Raw genomic sequence first — 18,608 nt, forward strand, 5'->3', positions numbered from 1 at the left:
GCATTCTCCGCGCACCGGCGGCAGGGTTGCAATGCGCTCCCCGGCGGACGTGCCAAGCCGCGCTACGACCGTGGCTCGCACGCGCAATGCTCCGTCCATGCGCACGAAGCCGGCGCGCCGCGCCGGCTTCCCCGATGGCGTGCCATGCGCCCGCTAGCGGCCCGTGCACTTCTGGTATTCGCTCTGCGTGACTTCCTCGTTGTGGTTGATGTCGCAGTCGGCGAAGTGCTGGCGTAGCCATGGGTCGTTACGCGCCTGCTCCAGCTTGATCGCGCCCGCCTTGTCCGTGTCGAGCATGCCGAAATCGAGCGGTTGCGGCGCAGCGGGCGGCGCGCCCGGAGCCGACGTCGTCGCCGGCAGCGGATTGCCATCGGCATCGCGCGGCACGTCCTGCTGCCGGTTCGTGCTTGGGCGACCGTCATTCATCGGCGTACCGATCGGCGGCGCCGTGGTGTCCACGGGCGGCGTGCGGGTGTCGACGGGGGGAGTCGTTGCCGGTGGCGGCGTCGACGTGTTCACGGGGGGAGCCGCCGGCGGTGCGGGCGCTGGATTGGTCTGGGCTTGCGCGACGGCCAGCCCGGCGAGCAGGGCGGCCGGCAATGCGAGCGCACGGTAACAGGTGATGCGGATGTTCATGGTTCTCGTCTCCGGTCAGGGGTGGAATTCCCGGGTTCGCTCATTCGCGCACGACGACGAGCACCTCGCCGCGCGCACCGCCCGGCGGCATGTCGTGCCGCGCCTCGTGCACGGCGACGCGCGCCGCATCGATGCCGTGTGCATCGAGGTAACGGCGCACGACCTGCGCGTGCGCGCGCGGCGCGCCGGGATCGCCGTAGGCGACGATGCTCACCTCGGCCTGCGGCTCACCGTCGAGCGCGCGCGCGAGATTGGCGAGCGAACGCTCGCCGGTCGCCGTGAGTCCGCTGTCGCCCGGCCCGAAATTGAAATCGGCGAGCCGCACGACGAGACCGCGCTCGTCGACCGACGACTCGCTGCCGACGAGTTCGCGCTGGATCGCGAACAGGCGCGCGCGAGCGTCGGGCAGCGGCGCGCGTTCGCGCATGTCGAGCCCGCCATCCGGCGCGATCGCAACGGACATGCTGCTGCGCATCCCGCGCGCCGCCAGGTGCTCGCGTTCGATGCCGAGCTGCTCGCCGCGACGCTCCGCGTCGCGTGCGAGTGCGCTCGCCTCGGCGACCTGCTGCAGCTTGCCCGTGAGGTAGACGCCCTGCTCGTACGAGCGCGTGTCGAGCGAGCGTGCATGGGCCTCCAATGTCGCGAGCGCGGCGTCGGCGTCAGCAAGTTCGGCACCGCCATTCGCGGCGACGCGCGGGTCGGCGTGCAGCCGGTCCTGTTCCTGCTGCAGACGCACGATTTCCGCCCGGGGGACGTGCGGCGTCGCGGCGCACGCGCCGAGGCCGGTCACCAGCGCGAACAACAGGGCGTGGCGCGCAGCCTCGCTGGCAGCTGGACGTTTCATCGCACACCTCCGTTGCCGGATCGCAGCGCATCGACGCTGCGCTGCAGTTCATCGGTCGCGGCCTCGGCCCGCCGCTGGCGCGAGCGCGCCGAGGCCAGGTCGCCGCAGACCTTCGCCCGCTTGGCGAACCAGGCCGCCTCCTCCCATTCGCGCGCATCGGCCGCGCGCTCCGCGGCAGCGAGCGTCGCGTGCGCTTCGTCGAGGTCGGCCGGCGCATGGCGCATGGCGTCGTCGCGCTCGGCCGCCTGCACCGCTGTCGCGGCCTGTGCGAGTTCAAGCTGCGCGTCATCGCGATCGACCGCCATGGCGATGCTGCACGATGCGGCGAGCGCAGTGGCGAAGAGAAGGCGTGGCGTGCTCATTGGATAGTCCTCTCCGACGGATCCGGGCCCGAGCGTGAAGCGCAGGACTTGAATGCCGACGAAACCCGCCCGTCATCCTTCAGCCTTCGTTTCCCGTCGGGCGATGCGCTAGTCTGGCGCCGCATCTGCCGGGGAGCCCGCATGCACATCGCAGCCCGCTCGTGCGTCAGCGCCTTGCTCGCGTGCGCCTGCTTCGTGGCGGCACGCGCCGGGACGGCCGCGTCCGTCGCGATCGTCGACGTCACCGTGGTCGACGTCGCCGGCGGGCATGACCTGCCGCATCGCACCGTGCTCGTCGACGGCGGGCGCATCACGGCGATCCTGCGCGCGGATGGCGCGCACCTGCCCGACGGTGCCGAGCGCATCGACGGCCGTGGCCGCTGGCTGGTGCCGGGCCTCGTCGACATGCATGTGCACCTGTTCAACACGTACTCGCACCGCCCGCCGAACGCGTGGGCGCTGCCCCTGTTCGTCGCCAACGGCGTGACGGGCGTGCGCGAGATGGCCGCCAATGCCGCATCGATCGCCGTGCTGCGGCAGTGGCGGCGCGAAACCGACGCCGGCGAACGTGTCGCACCGCGCGTGCTCGCCGCGGGCATCGCCGGACGCGCGCGCGAGCCCGCGGATGCGCAAGCCGCCGTCGCTGCAGTCGCCGCTGCCGGGGCCGACTTCGTCAAGGTGTTTTCCGACGTCGGCGCGGCGCAGTGGCAGGCGATCCTCGACGCGGCGCGCGCGCGCGCGATCCCGGTCGCGGGACACGTGCCCGCATCGATCGCCCTGCTCGATGCCGCAGCGCAGGGCCAGCGCACCGGCGAACACCTCATGCAGGCCTATGAAGCCTGCTCGTCGATCGAAGGCGTGCTGCTGAGCGAGCGCGCGGGGCTCGCCGGCGAGGCCCTGGTGGCGACGCGCGATGCGCAGGAAGGACGCGTGCTCGATGCGTTCGATCGTGCCACCTGCAGGCGCATCGCGCATCGCCTCGCCGCGAGCGGCCAGTGGCAGGTTCCCACGCTCGTGCTGGCGTGGACCGAAGCACACCGCGGCAGCGCTCCGCATGCAGACCCACGCTGGGCGTTGCTGCGTGCGGACGAGCGCGAGCGCTGGACGCGCATACTCGGCGAGATCGCCGCGCACCCCGATCGCCTCGCGCAGCGGCGCTGGCAGGTCTCGCGCGCCATCGTCGCCACCTGGCGGCGCGCCGGGGTGCCGATGATGGCCGGCACGGACGCACCGATGCCGGAGGTCTATCCCGGCTTCTCGCTGCTGGACGAACTCGAGCGCCTCGTCGATGCAGGCCTCACGCCGCGCGAGGCCTTGCGTACGGCGACGCTCGCGCCCGCCCGATTCCTCGGCCTGGAGGCGACGAGCGGAACGGTCGCGCCGGGCAGGCGCGCCGACCTCGTGCTGCTCGCCGCCGACCCGACCCGCGACATCCGCAACACGCGGCGCATCGACGCCGTGCTGCTCGGCGGCCGCGTGCTGCGCCGCGCCGACCTCGACGCCCTGCTGCAGCCGCCCGCGATGGCGGCGCGCCGCACGCCACGGTAGGCTGGCGTTTCCTGGCACGGCGAGGAGAGCTGCATGCGCACCACGGGCGATGTCTGGCTGGCGGCGGGCACGCGCACGCCATTCGCGAAGATCGATGGTCCGCTCGCCAGTCTCGATGCGATCCAGCTTTCCGTGCGCGTCGCGCGGCACATGGTCGACCAGCTGCACGGCGCCCTGCCCGACTTCTTCGTCTGGGGCAACGTCGTGCCGAACCTCACCTGGAGCAACATCGCGCGCGAGGTGCTCATGGACGCGGGCGTCGGGGCGGACGTACCCGCGTTCTCGACCGTGATGGCCTGCGGCACGAGCATGGTCGCCGCGTTCGAAGCAGCCGGCATGCTCGACGACGCGCGCCGCCAGCTCGCGCTCGTCGGCGGCGTCGACAGCCTCAGCAAGATCCAGATCGGCCTGAGCCAGCCGCTGTCGGACTGGTTGCGCGGCTTCCAGCACGCTCGCTCGCTCGGCCAGAAGCTCGCGCACGCGACGGAAATCCGCGCCGCCGACCTCGGCCTCTACGTGCCGGCGGTGACGAACCGCACCACCGGCCTCAGCATGGGCGAGCACACCGAGATCACCGCCAAGCAGTGGAACATCGGCCGCGACGAACAGGATGCCTACGCACTCGAGAGTCACCGGCGCGCGGTCGCCGGCTGGGACGCTGGCTTCTTCGACGATCTCGTCGTGCCCGCCGGCGATGTCACGAGCGACACGATCCCGCGTCGCGACACGTCACTCGAAAAGCTCGCCAAGCTCCCGCCCGCGTTCGACCGCACCAGCGGCAAGGGCACGCTGACCGCGGGCAATTCCTCGCTCCTCACGGACGGCGCCGCGGGCCTGTGGGCCGCGACCACCGCGGGCCTCGCGCGCCTGCCGCCGCGCACGCCGCGCGCGCGCCTGCTCGACTTCGAGATCGCCGCGGTCGACTTCCGCGTCGAGGGCCTGCTCATGGCGCCTGCGTTCGCGATCCCGCGCCTGCTCGCACGCAACGGCCTCAAGTACGCCGACATCGCCTTGTGGGAAATCCACGAGGCGTTCGCCGCGCAGGTGCTGTTCCACCTGAAGGCGCTCGAGGACCGCGCCTTCGTGCGCGACAAGGCCGGCGTCACCGACGACCTCGGCGCGTTCCCGCGCGAGCGCATCAACCCGCACGGCGGCAGCGTCGCGCTCGGCCACCCGTTCGGCGCGACCGGCGCGCGGATCCTGAGCCAGGCGATCAAGGAGCTCCACGCGCTCGAGCCCGGCGCGCGCGCGATCGTGAGCATCTGCACCGACGGTGGCCAGGGGACGGTCGCCCTGCTCGAGCGCGGCGCCTGACACACCGGCCGTCCTTTCCCGCGAAAGCCGGGACAAGTGCAATGCGCGCTGGACGCGCGTCGGGCAGCTCGCAGGAGCGGATGCAGCGATCAATCCATTTTCCGATCATGACGTCGTCGGTCCCGGTGCGACGTGACGTGAATGGCTCCTGCCAACGGAGTCGATGCGGCCCTCCCGCGCGAAACTGCGACCTGCGCCGCGATGCCGGCATCCCGCGCACGCCAAGATGCGCCGTCCACTTCCTGGGGGAATCGACGATGCGCCGCCTGATCCTGCTGCCGCTCTGCGCCACCCTGCCGCTGCACGCCGCGACCTACCAGGTCGGGCCGACGCGCGCGTACCACTCGTTGAACGCGCTGTTCGCGGCGGTCACGCCCGGCGCCGACGACGTCGTCGAAGTCGACGGCGACGTGACCTACCCCGGCGGCGTGGTCGTGCCCGAGGAAGCGGGCGGCAGCGAGGGCCACCCGCTGGTGATCCGTGGCCTGCGCGTGAACGGCCATCGCCCGATCATCTCCGGCAGTACCAACACGGTGGAATTCCGCCAGTCCGATCACCTCGTGTTCGAAGGCTTCGAAGTCACCGGCGGCACGTCGCGCTGCATCCTGCAGGGCGCGCACGACGTCACCGTGCGCGACAGCGTGATCCATGGCTGCGCCGGCCACGGCATCCTCTCGACGGACGAGTATTCGGGTTCCTTCACGCTCGAATACAGCGAGATCTACGACGCCGGCAGCGGCTCGACCCGGCATCCGCTCTACATCCAGAGCGACGAGATCACGCATCCGGGCTCGCTGTTCCGCATGCGGTACTGCTACGTGCATGACGGCAACGGCGGCAACCTGCTCAAGGACCGTCACGAGCGCAGCCAGATCCACTACAACTGGTTCGAGGGCGCGGCTTACCACGAACTCGAGCTCATCGGTCCCGACGAGGAGACGCAGCAGCCGGGCTGGAGCGTCGACCTCGTACGCGAAGACCAGGACGTCGTCGGCAACGTGATCGTGCACAGCAACCCCGCTTTCGACTCCGTGATTCGCGTCGGCGGCGATGGCAGCGGGCAGAGCAAGGGCCGCGCCCGCTTCGTCAACAACACGATCCTCGTGACCTCGGGCCACGACACGACGGTATTCCGCATCTTCGACGGCATCCAGGCCGTCGAAGCACACAACAACGTGCTGTACGCGAGCGCCGGCGGCACGATCCGTGTCGAGCGCACGGTCGAAGCGGAGTGGACGAATGGCCGCCAGGTCGGCGGCAGCAACAACTGGGTGCCGACCAGCGCGACCTTCGTGCCGGCGGAATGGACGGGCACGCTCGGCGGAACCAACCCCGGCTTCGCGAACGTCGCCGCGCTCGACCTCACGCCGACCGTCGCCGGCGCACTGCACGACGCAGGCGACGCAGCGCCGCAGCCGATTGCGGGATACCCGGTCGCCGATGCGCTGTTCCCTCCGCACTTCCAGCCGAAGCGCGCGCTGCTCCCGGTCGACGGCGCCGCCGTACGCCCCCTGGACGGCGCGATCGACATCGGCGCGATCGAATACGCGGGTGACGCGATATTCGCGAACGGGTTCGATTGACCGGGGTGTCAGGCCGGCGGGTCGCGAGTGCTTTCCTCGGAGAGTCGCAGCCCTCAAACCGACTCCACGACTCGCGCAAAAAAAACCCCCGCTCACGCGGGGGTTCGAACACGCCAAGCGCAATACCATCCGTGGCCACCCTCCCTGGCTCGCTCCCTGGTCCCGCATCCGGCGGGACGATTCCGGGACCTGATTGGAAAGGTCCGGTGCGTGGCGCTCACGCGCGACGCGGTTCGGGGCTTGCTCCGTGCAGCAGCGCGGGGGCGCCGTGCAGGTGATGCACATCTTCACGAAAGCGGGCGCGGCTTTCCGTGTGCAGGCCAACGCTCGGCACCTCGATCGGTGCACACGGGCAGTGCGAACTGGCGCACACATCGAGGGGTGTGCGCGGCCGCGATGGCACGCCCCGACCCGGCTGCAGGCCTCCGAAACGAAGGAAACGCCGCTCAGGCGCCGCGGCGACCGAGCGTCACGCGTTCGTGCCCGGCGACGTCGCGCACGCTCTGCACGTCGTCGAAACCATGGCGTTGGAACAGCTGGCGCACGGCGGCGCCCTGCTCCCAGCCGTGCTCGATGAGCAGCCAGCCATCCGGCAACAGGTGCGCGGGCGTATCGGCGATGATCGTGCGGATCGCGTCGAGGCCGTCGTGGCCCGAGGCGAGCGCGGACAGTGGCTCGTGGCGCAGGTCGCCGCGCGCGAGGTGCGGATCGTCGGCAGCGATGTACGGCGGGTTCGACGCGACGAGCGCGAAGCGCGACGCGGTGAGCGGGGCGTACCAGTCGCCGCGCACGAAGCGGACGTTGCCGATGCCGAGGCGCTGCGCGTTCGCATGCGCGACCGCGAGCGCGGCCGCACTCGCGTCGGTCGCGACGACGCGCGCATGCGGCCGCTCGTGTGCGAGCGCGAGCGCGATCGCACCGGAGCCGGTGCCGAGGTCGGCGAGCGCGCAATCCTCCCCGCTCGGGATGCGCTCGAGCGCGAGCTCGACCAGCAGCTCCGTCTCCGGACGCGGGATGAGCACGGCCGGCGAAACCGCGAGGTCGAACGACCAGAACCCGCGCCGACCGAGCAGGTAGGCGACCGGCGCGCCGCCGCGGCGCGCTTCGACGAGACGCTCGAACGCGCCGGCCTGCTCCGCGCTGGCTTCGTGTTCGGGCCAGGCGAACAGCCACGCGCGCGTGCGGCCGAGCACGTGCGCGAGCAGCAGTTCCACTTCGCCACGCGCGTCGTCACCGCCGAGGCGCGCGGCGGCATCCGCCAGCAGGGCGCGCACGTTGCTCAGGGCGCCGGCTCCGGCGAAGCGATCGCGGGCGGCGTGTCCCGTGGCACGTCGACGACCGGCGTGGGCGCGTGGCGCCAGTAGCCACCGCGGCTCCAAGCTTCGTAGCCGCGCCGCAGCCAGCCGACCAGCGCGCTGGCGAGCCAAAGCGCCCATGCGAGCATCGCGATCTCGTGCACCCACAGCGGCAGGCTGATCGCATGCGCGAGCGGCAGCGCATCCTCGCTGCGATCGGCGAACCAGCGTAGCGCATACGCATGCGAGCCGTTGCCGGCGACCGCCATGTCCGGCGTGCCGAGCAGCCCGGTCTGCACCGCGGCGAGCAGGCACAGCAGCGCGAACAGCGTGAGGATGGGCAGGCCGAGCTGCACGAGGTTGAACACGAACCACTGGCGCGGCGCCGTGCGCGCGCGCAGGTCGAGCGCGAACAACCAGGCGACGACGACGAGCAGCGCGAACCACGAGAAGGTCGAGAAGCCGAGTGCGAGCAGCAACCACTGCCACGTCTTCAACGGCGAGCGGCGCGAACGGCCGAGGGCAACCGCGAGCAGCAGCGCGACCGCGAGTTCGCTCCAGTACAGCACGGCGGGACCCGTGGCCGGGCCCGCGGTCGCGAGCAGCCAGCGGTCCTGCGGCAGCACGATGCCGAGATCGATGTTCGCCGCCGGCAGGCCGAGCGCGAGCGCCGGCAAGCGCACGTGCAGGCCGGCGCCTTCGTCGTCGCGCCAGCGGATCTCGAACACGTGCGCGCCGGGGACGAGCGGCAGGCTGAGCTTGCCGTCCTGCACGCGCAGGTTCAGCGCCTGGCCGTCGCGACTGCTGCCGCTGAGTTCGGCGCCCGGCGGCAGGGTGATCGCGTGTTCGCCGCCACGGCTTGCGCGCATGCGCAAGGTCAGCACGACGTCCGAGCCGCGTTGGCCGACGCTGCGGACGAGATCGACCGCGTCGATCGCGCGCGATGCGCCTTGCGCCGCCTCCGGACGGGTCACCGCGAGTTCGAGCTTCTCGCCGGGCAGTGGATGGAACTCGTAGCGGTGCATGCCGCGCTCGTCCGTCGACGACGTCGCTGCCGCAGGCACGCCGGTGGCTTCGACGTGCCAGCTCGGCCCGACCTGCACGAACCAGGTTTCCGCACGCTCGCCGAGCGGCGGCGCGACGAGGGTGAGCTTTTCGGTCTTGTCGAGCTTGCTCTTCCAGTCCGTCGCGAGCATGCCGTCGCCGAGCGCGACGACGATGCGTGCGTTCTCGACCTTGAACGCCGCGCTCGTCACGTGCTCGCCCTCGAGCAACGGCACGGCGACGGTGAAACCGCCATCCAGCGGCGCGAGGCGCGTGACTTCGGTCTGCACCGACCAGTCGAGGCCGAGGTCGATCGTGCGTTCGACGCGCACGTACGGCGCGAACTGCTGCGTGCTGCCGACAGCCTGCTCGCCGCTCGCGCGCGCCCGCACGAGCGAGAGCGTGCGCGTGAGCAGGTGCGCGTCTTCGATGCCGCCCGCTTCCCAGCCCTCGCCGTCGAATGCGACGCGAGGCGGCATCAGCGGGAAGTCGAGCGAAAGCTTGTCCGCGGCCGCGGCGAACGCGAGTTCGATGCGATGCACGCCGCGCGGCACAGTAAGCCAGAGCGCGTCGTCGGCACGCGCGATGCCGTCCTGCGGCGCACCGTCGAGCGTCGCGCGGCGCAGCTCCAGCTCGCTGGAACCGCCCGGCAATGGCAGCGCGACGCGCTCGAGCGCATGGGCCTCGAGCGCGACGCGGATCTCGTCGCCGCGCGCGACGATCTCCGCGCCGGCGTAGGCGGCGCAGCTGGGGGCGCAGCGCGGCGCTTCGGTGAGGCGCGCGCGCAGGCCGTCGAGCAGGTCCTTCGGCGGGAATGCCTGCGCCTGTGCCTGCGCGTGCGGCGCCGCGAGCGACGCGAAGACGACGAGCACGGCGGCGGCCGGCGGCGGCGCCTTCCATGCGCGCACGGCCGGCTGCAGCAGGCGCACGACGAGCCAGGCGAGCAACGCGACGAGCAGCACGCGCAGGATACGCACGAGCCAGGACGGCGCGATCAGCAGACGCATCGTCTGCCCGGGCACGACGCGACCGCTCCAGCCGAGCTCGTAGCGCTGGCCGCGCGACCAGCCCGGTTCGCCGGCGCCGGTCTGCAGCACGGTCGACTCGCTGTAGCGCTCGATCTTCCGGCTCGCCACGCCATGGCGATAGGCGCCGCCGGTGGCTTTCGCCTTCTGCGGCTCCGCCGGTGGCGGTGGCGGCGCGGGAGGTGCCGGCGCAGTCGCCGGCATCGGCGCGGACATCGGCGCCTCGGCCTCCATCGCGTCCTGCGCGACCTCCTCGTAGGTCGCGCGCGACACCGGTGGCGCCGCGTTCTGCTCGAAGCCGAAATCGAAACCGGCCGCGCGTGCGAAATCGCCTTCGAGCTGCGGATGCAGCGCGGTGCGCAACTGGTCGGCGACGAACGGCAGCGCGACGAGTACGAGCAGGGCGAGCGCGCCGCGCCGCACCCATTCGAACGCGGTCCTCAGGCGTCCCGCGGGCATCGCCCGCAACGCGAGTGCGAAGCCGAGCACGGCGAGGAGGGCCCAGCGTGGTGCGCCGTCTTCCTGGTACCCCAGCACGAGGTAGGCGAGCGCGACGAACACGCCGGCGAGGCCGAGCAGCCGCCATGCGAGCAGCGCGAGCACGGCCGCGACGAACACGTCGTAGAGCGTCCATGCCGAGACCCAGCTGCCGCGCGCGAAGTCCGCGCCGGGTGCGGCGAGCAGCCGGTAGCCGTCCGGCAGGTGCACGGTCGCGGAAATGCCGTCGAAATTGCTGCGCCAACCGGCGACCGGCCAGGCGCCCGAGACCGGCTCGATGCGCAGCCCGGCGCCGAGATCGACTTCGCCGGAACGCCATTCGACGCCCGTGCTGCCCGGCTCCGCACCGCGCGTGACCAGCAGCGGATCGTTGCCGGCCTGCGCGCGTTCGAGCGCATACGGCGGCGCGACATCGAGGCGCCAGTCGCGCAGCATGCGCCCGTGCACGCGATCGCGCGCGAACCAGCCGTGGCCGTCGAAATCGAGCCACATCTCGCGTTCGAGGCGCAGCTGGTTCTGCGCCTCGGGATCCTGCCCGCGCGAGCGCTGCTCGATCGTGAGCATGGCGCCATCGGCGAGCGCGAACGCGGGCAGTTGCACCCAATCCGCAGGTACCTGCGCCTGCGCGGGATCGACCGGCGTTCCACTTTCGGCGACGCTCACGCGCAACGCCGGCGCGGCGGCGTAGCTCCAGATCTCCTGTTGCGGCCACGGTTCCCCGGGCACGCTCGCCCTGACCGCGTCGAGCGGTGCGAGCGCGCGCGCTTCGAGCGTCAGCGTGTCGCTGCCGGGCTGCACGCGCACGCGCAGGCGACCGTCCGCATCGAGCCGCGCCGGCCACGTGCTGGCGAGCGAGAGCGGCTCGAAACCGGCCGGCAACGCGGGCCCGATCAGTTCCTCGCGCGCCTGCCCCGACACCGCGAGTTCGATGCGCGTGGCGAGCCGCGCCGGCACGCCGTCGTCGAGCCGGCGATGGACACGCAACTGCATGCTGTCGGCTTCGGGTGCATCGGCCACGCCACGCCCGAGCGTGACTTCCTCGCCATCACGTTGCACCGGCGAGATCGGCTTGCCGTCGATCGCGAGCGTCAGCAGGCCGATCGACTCGGGCACGCGCAAGGCCTGCGGCCGCTCGGTCCAGGGGATGCGCGCGCGGATTTCATGGCTGCCCGCGGCGAGGCGCAGCGCCGGCCCGTCATGGTCGACCACCGCGGCGGGCTGGCCGTCGACGCTGACCTGCTGCGGCCAGTGCTCGTCGTCGCCGGGCAGCGGTACCCAGCTTTCGGCGTCGACGCGCCAGCGCTGGACGACGCTCGCACCGCGCGCATCGGCGGCCAGCGCGAGCACGCCGGGCCAGGCGCAGAGGTAATCACCGGCCTGCGCGCCCTGGTGGCCCGAGATCAGTGGGCAGGCGCGGAATTCCTGCTCGTGCATGACCCAGGCGCGCCATGGCTCCAGCGGCGCGGGCACGTCGGTGGCGGCGCGTGCGGCAAACGGCAGGAAGAATGCGATGAACAATCGGGCGAACAGACGCATGATCGATCCTTGTGCGAACTACTCGACGGCGTGCAACGGATCGCCGTGCGATCCGGGGTTCCACGCGGTGCGTCAATGCACGAGCATGCGCCAGCCCTGCAGCGCGGACGCGAGCAGGAAGCCGGCGAGGAAGAACAGGTAGCTGTAGCGCAGGTAGCGGTACTTGTAGCGGCGCAGGTACGTGCCGAGCGCGTAGATGTCGTTCGACCAGACGTAGTACGGCGAGCCGTCCGGCGCCAGCGCGCGCGCCATCTCGCCGAGGTAGCGCTCGCGCGAAAGCTCGGAGAAGTGGCCGAAGAACAGCAGGTTGAAGTTCTCCGGGATGCGGTCGTCGTGCAGCTTAAGCGGCCGGTACTTGGGCAGCACGGCGAGCACCGCGAGCAGCAGCGCGGCGAGCGTGAAGCAGCAGAGCACGATCACCGACAGGCGCAATTCCGGATCATTGACGTGGCCCATCGAGATCGTCAGCACGATCGATGACACCGTGATGATGATGTTCGCCTTGGTATCGGCCATGCTCGACAGGGCGACATGGTGCTGTTGCGCGGTGCGCAGCAGGTTGTCGCCGGTGTTGCGTTCGGGGATCCGCGCGAATGCCGCCATCGCGGCGGGGGAGTGCTCGTCCATCGTCGCCTCGCTGCGCCTGTGCGCCGCATCTTAGCAATGAAGCCGCCGCGCGCGTGCAGGCGCCGACCGGCTTGCCGGCCGGCGCACGCGGCGCGTATGTTGGGCTACTCCACCTGGCTTGCGCCGCACCATGGACTTCATCCAGGACGCGCCCGCGCTCGGCAACCAGTACCGCGACGACCCGGTTCTGGGCGGAATGCTCGCGCACCTGCTCCCGGCCGGCGTGCTCGCCGCGATCGAGGCCGACCTCGACGAACTCGGCGCGCATGCGGCACGCGCCTGGCTCGACGCACGTACGCGCAGCGCGACGGAACCCGCGCTGCAGCAATGGGATGCCTGGGGCGCGCGCATCGACCGCATCGACCTCACGCCCGCCTGGCGCGAGGGCGCCGCGATGACCGCGCGCTACGGCTTCGTCGCCGCCGGCCACGAAGCCACGCACGGCGTGCACGCGCGCATCGACCAGTTCGCGCGCGTCTACCTCTACCACGTCGCCAGCGAGTTCTACACCTGTCCGCTCGCGATGAGCGACGGTGCCGCGACCGCGCTGAAGGCATCCGGCGCGCGCGCGCTGATCGACCTCGCCGTGCCGCGCCTGCTCGCGCGCGACCCTGCGCGCCTGTGGCTGTCCGGACAGTGGATGACCGAGACCGCGGGCGGTTCCGACGTCGCCCGCACCGGCACCGTCGCGCGTCGCGACCGCGACGGGACCTGGCGCCTGTACGGGCGCAAGTGGTTCACCTCGGCCGTGGTCGGCGAGATGGCGCTCGCGCTCGCGCGCCCGGAAGGCGCCGGCGACGGCACCGATGCGCTCGCGCTGTTCCTGGTCGAGACGCGCGACGCGCACGGGCGCTGGAACGGCATCCGCATCGACCGCCTCAAGGACAAGCTCGGCACGCGGCAGTTGCCGACCGCCGAGATCCATCTCGAGGGCGTGCCGGCGATGCCGGTCGGTGAACCCGCCCACGGCGTGCGCATGATCGCGCCGATGCTCAACGTGACGCGCACCTGGAACGCGGTGTGCGCACTCGCGACGATGCGCCGCTGCCTCGCGCTCGCCGTCGACTATGCGCGCCGGCGGGACGCGTTCGGGCGGCCGCTCGCGCGTCAGCCGCTGCACCGCGCGACCCTCGCCTCGCTCGCGGCCGAATTCGAGGCTGCATTCCATTTCGTGTTCTTCGTGGCCGCCCTGCTCGGCCGCGTCGCGCAGGCGACGCCGGCGGAACGCGCGCTGCTGCGCGTGCTGACGCCGCTCGCCAAGCTGTGGACCGGGCGCCTGGCCGTACGCGTCGCCAGCGAAACCTGCGAAGCGTTCGGCGGCGCCGGCTACATCGAGAACACGGGCATTCCGCAACTGCTGCGCGATGCGCAGGTGTTCCCGATCTGGGAAGGCACGACCAACGTGCTCGCGCTCGACGTCTTGCGCGCGCTCGGCACGGACGGCGTCGACGCGCTCGCGCAGGCCGCGCGGGCACTGCTCGCCGAAGCCGGCGGCGATCGCCACGGCATCGGCGACTGCCTCGACGCGGCCCGCGACTGGCATGCGTCGCGACGCGGCGCGCGCGACGCGCTCGAGGCCGGTGCGCGCGGCTTCGCCACGACCCTCGCGCGCGCGTTCGCTGCCGCCGTGCTCGCGCGACACGCGGCATGGGCCGCGCGCGAACGCGGCGACCGGCGCGCACTCGCGGCACTCGATGCGTTCGCGGGCGCCGGGCTGTCGCGGCTCGCGCGCGCGGTGGACGACGACGCGCTGCTGCCCGACAATTGCGCTCCCTGACGCGCGACGCCGCGTCCCCAGCGCAGGATCATCGGGCCATGCAGCACCTCACCATCGTCACGACCGGCGGCACGATCGACAAGATCTACTTCGACGACAAGTCGACGTTCCAGATCGGCGAGCCGCAGATCGGCGAGATCCTCCAGGCACTCGGCGTCGCCTTCACGTTCGAGGTGCTGCCGGTGCTGCGCAAGGACAGCTTGCACATGGATGCAGCGGACCGCGCGGCGATCCGTGCCGCGATCGAAGGCCAGCCACATCGCCACGTGCTCGTCACGCACGGCACCGACACGATGGTCGAGACCGCGCAGGCGCTCGCCGGGCTCGCCGGCCGCGTCGTCGTGCTCACCGGCGCGCTCAACCCCGCGCTGTTCAAGGGCTCCGACGCCGTGTTCAACATCGGCTGCGCGGTCGGCGCGGTGCAGACCTTGCCCGACGGCGTGTACATCGCGATGAACGGGCGCATCTGGGATCCGGAACGCGTGCGCAAGAATCGCGACGCGAACCGGTTCGAGGCTGCGCAGGGCTGAATCCGCGTCCGCGCAACGCCCGACGTCATTGGGCCGACGGCGCGTGCCGCATGAAAAACGGCGGCCGGTTCGCACCGGCCGCCGTCGTTCGATCGCCTTCCCTGGCGCAGGACGCTTCGCTTACGGCGTGAAGCTCGGCGTCAGCGTGACGCCGGAGAACGTCGTGTACGCCCTGATGCGGACGTGGTAGGTGCCCGGCGTCGGTGCGCTCCACGTGCAGCTCTCGTTGTTGCCGCTGAGATACGGACGGCAGCTGTAGCTCGACGTCGTCGGCGCGGAGTTGAGCCGCACGTACAGGTCCGCGTCGCCGCTGCCGCCGGAGATCTGGAACTTCAGGTTCGTCGCGCCCGAAGGCACCACCAGCGTGTAGTCCGAGGTCCAGTTGCCCGAGCTCGCCGCGAGGCCGGTGACCGGCACGCCGTTCGTGAGCGTCGTGCCGCCACCGCCACCGCCACCGGTCGAGTAGCTGCCGGTGAGGCTCATGCCGCTGAAGGTCGAGTACGCGTTGATCATCACGTAGTACGTGCCGGCCTGCGCCGTCGTGATGTTGCAGGTCTCGCTGTTGCCGGATACCCACGAACGGCAGTCGTAGCTCGACGTGGTCGGCGCGCTGCCGAACTTCACATAGAGGTCGCCGTCGCCGCTGCCACCGGAGGTGACGAACTTGAGGTTCGTCGCGCCGGCCGGAACGACCATCGTGTAGTTGAGCTTGTTGCCCGTGGTCGCCGCGAGGCCGGTGACCGCGACGCCGTTCTGCAGCACGTTGCCGCCGCCACCGCCGCCGCCCGTCACCGTGACCGAACTCGTCTTGGTGTTGGTCGCGCCGCCGTCGTCGGTGACCGTCAGCGAGACGCTGTAGGTGCCGGCGCTCGCATAGGTGTGGCTCGGGTTGGTCGCCGTCGACGTGCCGCCATCGCCGAAGTTCCACGAACGCGAGGCGATCGTGCCGTCGCTGTCGCTGGAGCTGTCGGTGAAGTTCGCCACCAGTGCATTGGTCGTGAAGCTGAAGTTCGCGACCGGCGCGACGTTGCCGCCGCCACCGCCACCACCGATGTGGTTGATTGCGCTGCTGAGGATCATGCTTCCGCGGCCCGTCGCGAGGTCGTAACCGGCCGCCGCCGTCGAACCGTTGTTGTTGCCCGACGTGATGTCGTGGAAATCGCTGGCCGGCAACTGGTAGATGATCGGACCGGCGAAGCCCACCGACGTGCCCTTCACCGCGAGCACGCGCGCCCACATGCCGGCGAAGATCGGCGCCGACAGGCTCGTGCCACCGATCTGTTGCGTGCCGCCGTTGACGATGACCTTCGCGCCCGAGTTCGGGTCGCCGTCGAAGGCGACGTCGGCGACGCCGCGCTTGCTTCCCGACCAGAGCGTCTGCCAGCTCGGCTTCGGCTCGATCGTGCTCTGGCTGCCGCCCGAGTCGACCCACACGGTCTCGCTGCTCCATGCACTCGTCGACGCGTTCAGCGTCGTGCCGGACACGGCCACGACGTACGGCGAATTGGCCGGGTTGCTCGCCTCGTCGACGCCGCCGTCCTGGCACTCGTCGGCGCCGAAATCGCCGGTCGAGATCGAGAACGTCTGGCCCTGCGCGACCGCGGTCGCGAACAACTGGTCGTCGGCGGCGTCGGAACCGTCGCTGTGCGCATCCTTCTCGCACTCGCCGAGAGACATGTTGATGATCTTCGCCGCGTTCGCCGAGACCACGGTGTTGATGTTCGCGGTGAGCGCCGAGTTCGCCAGGGTCGGCTCGTTGTAGAAGATGATCTTGCCGACCTGTCCGCCCGCCATGCCGACGATGTCCTGGCTGTCGAGGTTCCATTCACCGATGCCGCTGGTGTCGTTGCTCGTGCCGCCGGTATTGACCGTCTGCGTCGTCACGGTCGGGAAGCCGTGCGCCGACGTGAACGAGTTGAGGTCGGCGATCGTCTGCGTCAGCTTGCCTTGCGTGATGATGCCGACCGTGACGCCCGCCGCGGTGGCGACGCCGGTACCGCCGTAGATCGAGGAGAACTCGTTCGGGTAGTGGCCGGTCACCGCCTGCGGCTGCGGGCCTTCGAGCACGCGCGACATCACGCGCGGGCGATGAACGTCCTGCAGGCCGAGCACGGCCAGCACGATGCCTTGCAGCGACGCCGGGATGTGCACCGGCTCGGTGTTGGCGATCGCGCTGCTGCCATCCTTGCGCGTGACGCGCGCGAGCGAGGTCTGGAACGCGGCCTGCGCGACGTCGGCGGTGCCGTCGGCGGAAACGAGCATGCGATTGTCGGCAACCACGATGTTGGTGAAGCCGGCCGACTTCAGGAAATCGACGACGGCCTTGACCTGGTCTTCCGTCGGCGCATGGCGCTGCAGGACGTCCGCGGTCGACAGCGTCGGCCGCACGCCGGTGAGGCGCTGCGCGGTCGCCGCCGACGCGATGTAGCTGTCGAGGCCGGCCCGGTCACGCATCTTCAGCGCGACCTCGATGTGGACCGGCTGCGTGAACGGCACCATGCCGTCGATGTTCTCGCCTGCGCGCAGTGACGTGGCCGGCGAAAGCTGCGCCGAAAGCTGCGCCTCGCCCAGCGAGGCGGCCCCCACCGCCGAAGTGCCGAACGCCATGACGACGGCGACGGCGAGCGCCGCGGGCCGCGTGGTGATTCTCGAATTACGCATTACTGACTCCCTCAATATGCAAAGTTCGAAATACCGATGGTTTGTGTAGCGATGCGGTCGCACGCGGCGAAACCGTCCCCGGCGCGCTTCCAGCGGGCCGTCGTGGAACGGTCAACGGGTCGGTACGTATTGCCTGCTGCAGCCGGCCGAGGTCCCCTGCGCCAGCGCGCGTGACGGGGCGTTGCAGGCCCTGCATCCCCTCTCTTGGATGCAGGCTGTCGATCGGCGGGACTGCAGTCCGCATCGAGGAGATAGCACCCGCGTGCTGTCATGAACCTGACAGCCGGGCCGCGACGATCGGCAACGGCGACGTGCTCGTCGAAAACATCCGCGCGTGCTGCGCTGCAAATAAAAACGGCGGCCGGTTCGCACCGGCCGCCGTTTCGTTCACCTCCCTGATCGCATCACTCCGCGCGAGCCGCTCGTTGCAACGGCCAAGCCGTGCGATGCGAGCGCGATGCCACGCGCGGATCCACGATCCCTGGGCGCCCGGCGCGGTGTCCCCACACCGTGCGGGCCTCCCTGTGTCCCACGTCCGCGTCCTTCGCGATGCCGACCCTCTCCCGACCCGGCATGCGTCCTGCTGCGGAAACCGGCACTGCTCCCCAGACCGGCCCTCGGGTACCGTTCCGCGCGGAGGAGCCACGCGGAAGTTGCCAACCTAGCAGCAACGCACTCGCAAGAAAAGCGACCACGGTCGCATAACCCGTTGATGCTACAGGCTTATTTCGGGCGCCTTGTCGCAACGCAGCATGTGCCGCTGCATTGCGCACCGCGGCAGCGGCGTCTTGAAACCGATTTCACCTGCGGCACCGCAATAAAACCGCGCGAGCACATCGATCACCCGCGCGCCGGCGGAAGATCCCTCATGCGCATCAACGGCGACTGCGCATCGTCGTGACCTGGCGCGGGCGGCGCCACCACAGGAGCAGGGTCGCCACGAGCATCAGCGGCGGGAACCAGTACACGGTCTTGAGCCAGCGATGCTGGACGTTCCAGGTCGTGTTGAAGATGAGGTCCATCGCCACGGTGGAATCGGCGCGGATGCGCGGGAAGCCTTCGCTCAGTGCGGCCGTCAGGCGCGATTCGCCGAAGGCCTGCAGCGCGGGCATCGAGCCGTCCAGTGCCCGTCCCAGCAGGATGTAGGTCGCGGCGAGCGGCGCCTCGCGGTTGGCCGAGCCGACGATGTCGTCGCCGACGTCGGGAACCAGCGGCGCGGCGCCCCAGACGACGATGTCGTAGAGCAGGAAGAACACGAACAGGACGAGGGCGATCACGTGCAGGTTGCGTTTCATCGCGGGCGCGCCGGTCAGGGGACGCCCCATCCT

General features: G+C 71.0%; 13 protein-coding genes. 5 read left to right on the plus strand and 8 right to left on the minus strand.

The window, feature by feature from the left end; genetic code table 11:
• Window positions 1–153 precede the first annotated feature (153 nt).
• From EV148_RS04420 to EV148_RS04430, 3 genes are read right to left on the minus strand one after another with little or no spacing between them, the layout of a single operon-like run.
• A complete protein-coding gene (locus tag EV148_RS04420; protein ID WP_131994143.1) occupies window positions 154–636 on the minus strand; it encodes a hypothetical protein in 483 nt (160 codons plus the stop codon).
• A gap of 40 nt (window positions 637–676) precedes the next feature.
• Window positions 677–1,480 (minus strand): OmpA family protein, encoded by an 804-nt coding sequence (locus EV148_RS04425; RefSeq protein ID WP_131994146.1) that lies wholly within the window; start codon window positions 1,478–1,480, stop codon window positions 677–679.
• Window positions 1,477–1,842, minus strand: coding sequence for a DUF4398 domain-containing protein (locus EV148_RS04430; protein WP_131994149.1), 366 nt, complete (start codon window positions 1,840–1,842; stop codon window positions 1,477–1,479). Before EV148_RS04430 ends, EV148_RS04425 begins: the two co-directional genes overlap by 4 nt.
• Window positions 1,843–1,983: 141 nt before the next feature.
• On the opposite strand from EV148_RS04430, the gene EV148_RS04435 reads away from it, so the two are divergent.
• The 3 genes from EV148_RS04435 (at window position 1,984) to EV148_RS04445 (ending at window position 6,287) form a co-directional block, all read left to right on the plus strand.
• Window positions 1,984–3,390 (plus strand): amidohydrolase family protein, encoded by a 1,407-nt coding sequence (locus EV148_RS04435; RefSeq protein WP_158287317.1) that lies wholly within the window; start codon window positions 1,984–1,986, stop codon window positions 3,388–3,390.
• Between the two features lie 33 nt (window positions 3,391–3,423).
• On the plus strand, window positions 3,424–4,704 hold the full coding sequence (locus EV148_RS04440) for an acetyl-CoA C-acyltransferase (RefSeq protein ID WP_131994155.1): 1,281 nt from the start codon (window positions 3,424–3,426) through the stop codon (window positions 4,702–4,704).
• A gap of 257 nt (window positions 4,705–4,961) precedes the next feature.
• On the plus strand, window positions 4,962–6,287 hold the full coding sequence (locus EV148_RS04445) for a right-handed parallel beta-helix repeat-containing protein (protein WP_131994158.1): 1,326 nt from the start codon (window positions 4,962–4,964) through the stop codon (window positions 6,285–6,287).
• A gap of 446 nt (window positions 6,288–6,733) precedes the next feature.
• Here EV148_RS04445 and prmC read toward each other — a convergent pair whose 3' ends face one another.
• From prmC to EV148_RS04455, 3 genes are all read right to left on the minus strand, one after another.
• Complete coding sequence (gene prmC / locus EV148_RS04450; protein ID WP_241988004.1) at window positions 6,734–7,570, minus strand: peptide chain release factor N(5)-glutamine methyltransferase; 837 nt, start codon at window positions 7,568–7,570, stop codon at window positions 6,734–6,736.
• Window positions 7,567–11,685, minus strand: a complete 4,119-nt coding sequence (locus EV148_RS18630; RefSeq protein ID WP_199222717.1) for a hypothetical protein — start codon at window positions 11,683–11,685, stop codon at window positions 7,567–7,569. The genes prmC and EV148_RS18630 overlap by 4 nt, the downstream gene beginning before the upstream one ends.
• Before the next feature lie 72 nt (window positions 11,686–11,757).
• Window positions 11,758–12,312: a Pycsar system effector family protein gene (locus EV148_RS04455; RefSeq protein WP_131994164.1), complete on the minus strand. Its 555-nt coding sequence runs from the start codon at window positions 12,310–12,312 to the stop codon at window positions 11,758–11,760.
• 130 nt (window positions 12,313–12,442) lie between these two features.
• Here EV148_RS04455 and EV148_RS04460 point away from each other — a divergent pair, with 130 nt between their 5' ends.
• The gene (locus EV148_RS04460) at window positions 12,443–14,089 is read left to right on the plus strand and encodes an acyl-CoA dehydrogenase family protein (RefSeq protein ID WP_131994167.1); all 1,647 of its coding nucleotides are present in this window, start codon (window positions 12,443–12,445) and stop codon (window positions 14,087–14,089) included.
• Window positions 14,090–14,127: 38 nt separating this feature from the next.
• The gene (locus EV148_RS04465) at window positions 14,128–14,619 is read left to right on the plus strand and encodes an asparaginase domain-containing protein (RefSeq protein WP_131994170.1); all 492 of its coding nucleotides are present in this window, start codon (window positions 14,128–14,130) and stop codon (window positions 14,617–14,619) included.
• Window positions 14,620–14,739: 120 nt separating this feature from the next.
• Here the strand turns inward: EV148_RS04465 and EV148_RS04470 are convergent, their stop codons facing one another.
• Both EV148_RS04470 and EV148_RS04475 read right to left on the minus strand, forming a co-directional pair.
• Window positions 14,740–17,280 (minus strand): pre-peptidase C-terminal domain-containing protein, encoded by a 2,541-nt coding sequence (locus EV148_RS04470; RefSeq protein ID WP_131994173.1) that lies wholly within the window; start codon window positions 17,278–17,280, stop codon window positions 14,740–14,742.
• Window positions 17,281–18,155: 875 nt separating this feature from the next.
• Entirely contained in the window at window positions 18,156–18,575 is a 420-nt protein-coding gene (locus EV148_RS04475; protein ID WP_131994176.1) for a hypothetical protein, read from the minus strand.
• Window positions 18,576–18,608 lie beyond the last annotated feature (33 nt).

The organism is Dokdonella fugitiva (assembly GCF_004342425.1).
GTDB lineage: Bacteria > Pseudomonadota > Gammaproteobacteria > Xanthomonadales > Rhodanobacteraceae > Dokdonella_A > Dokdonella_A fugitiva.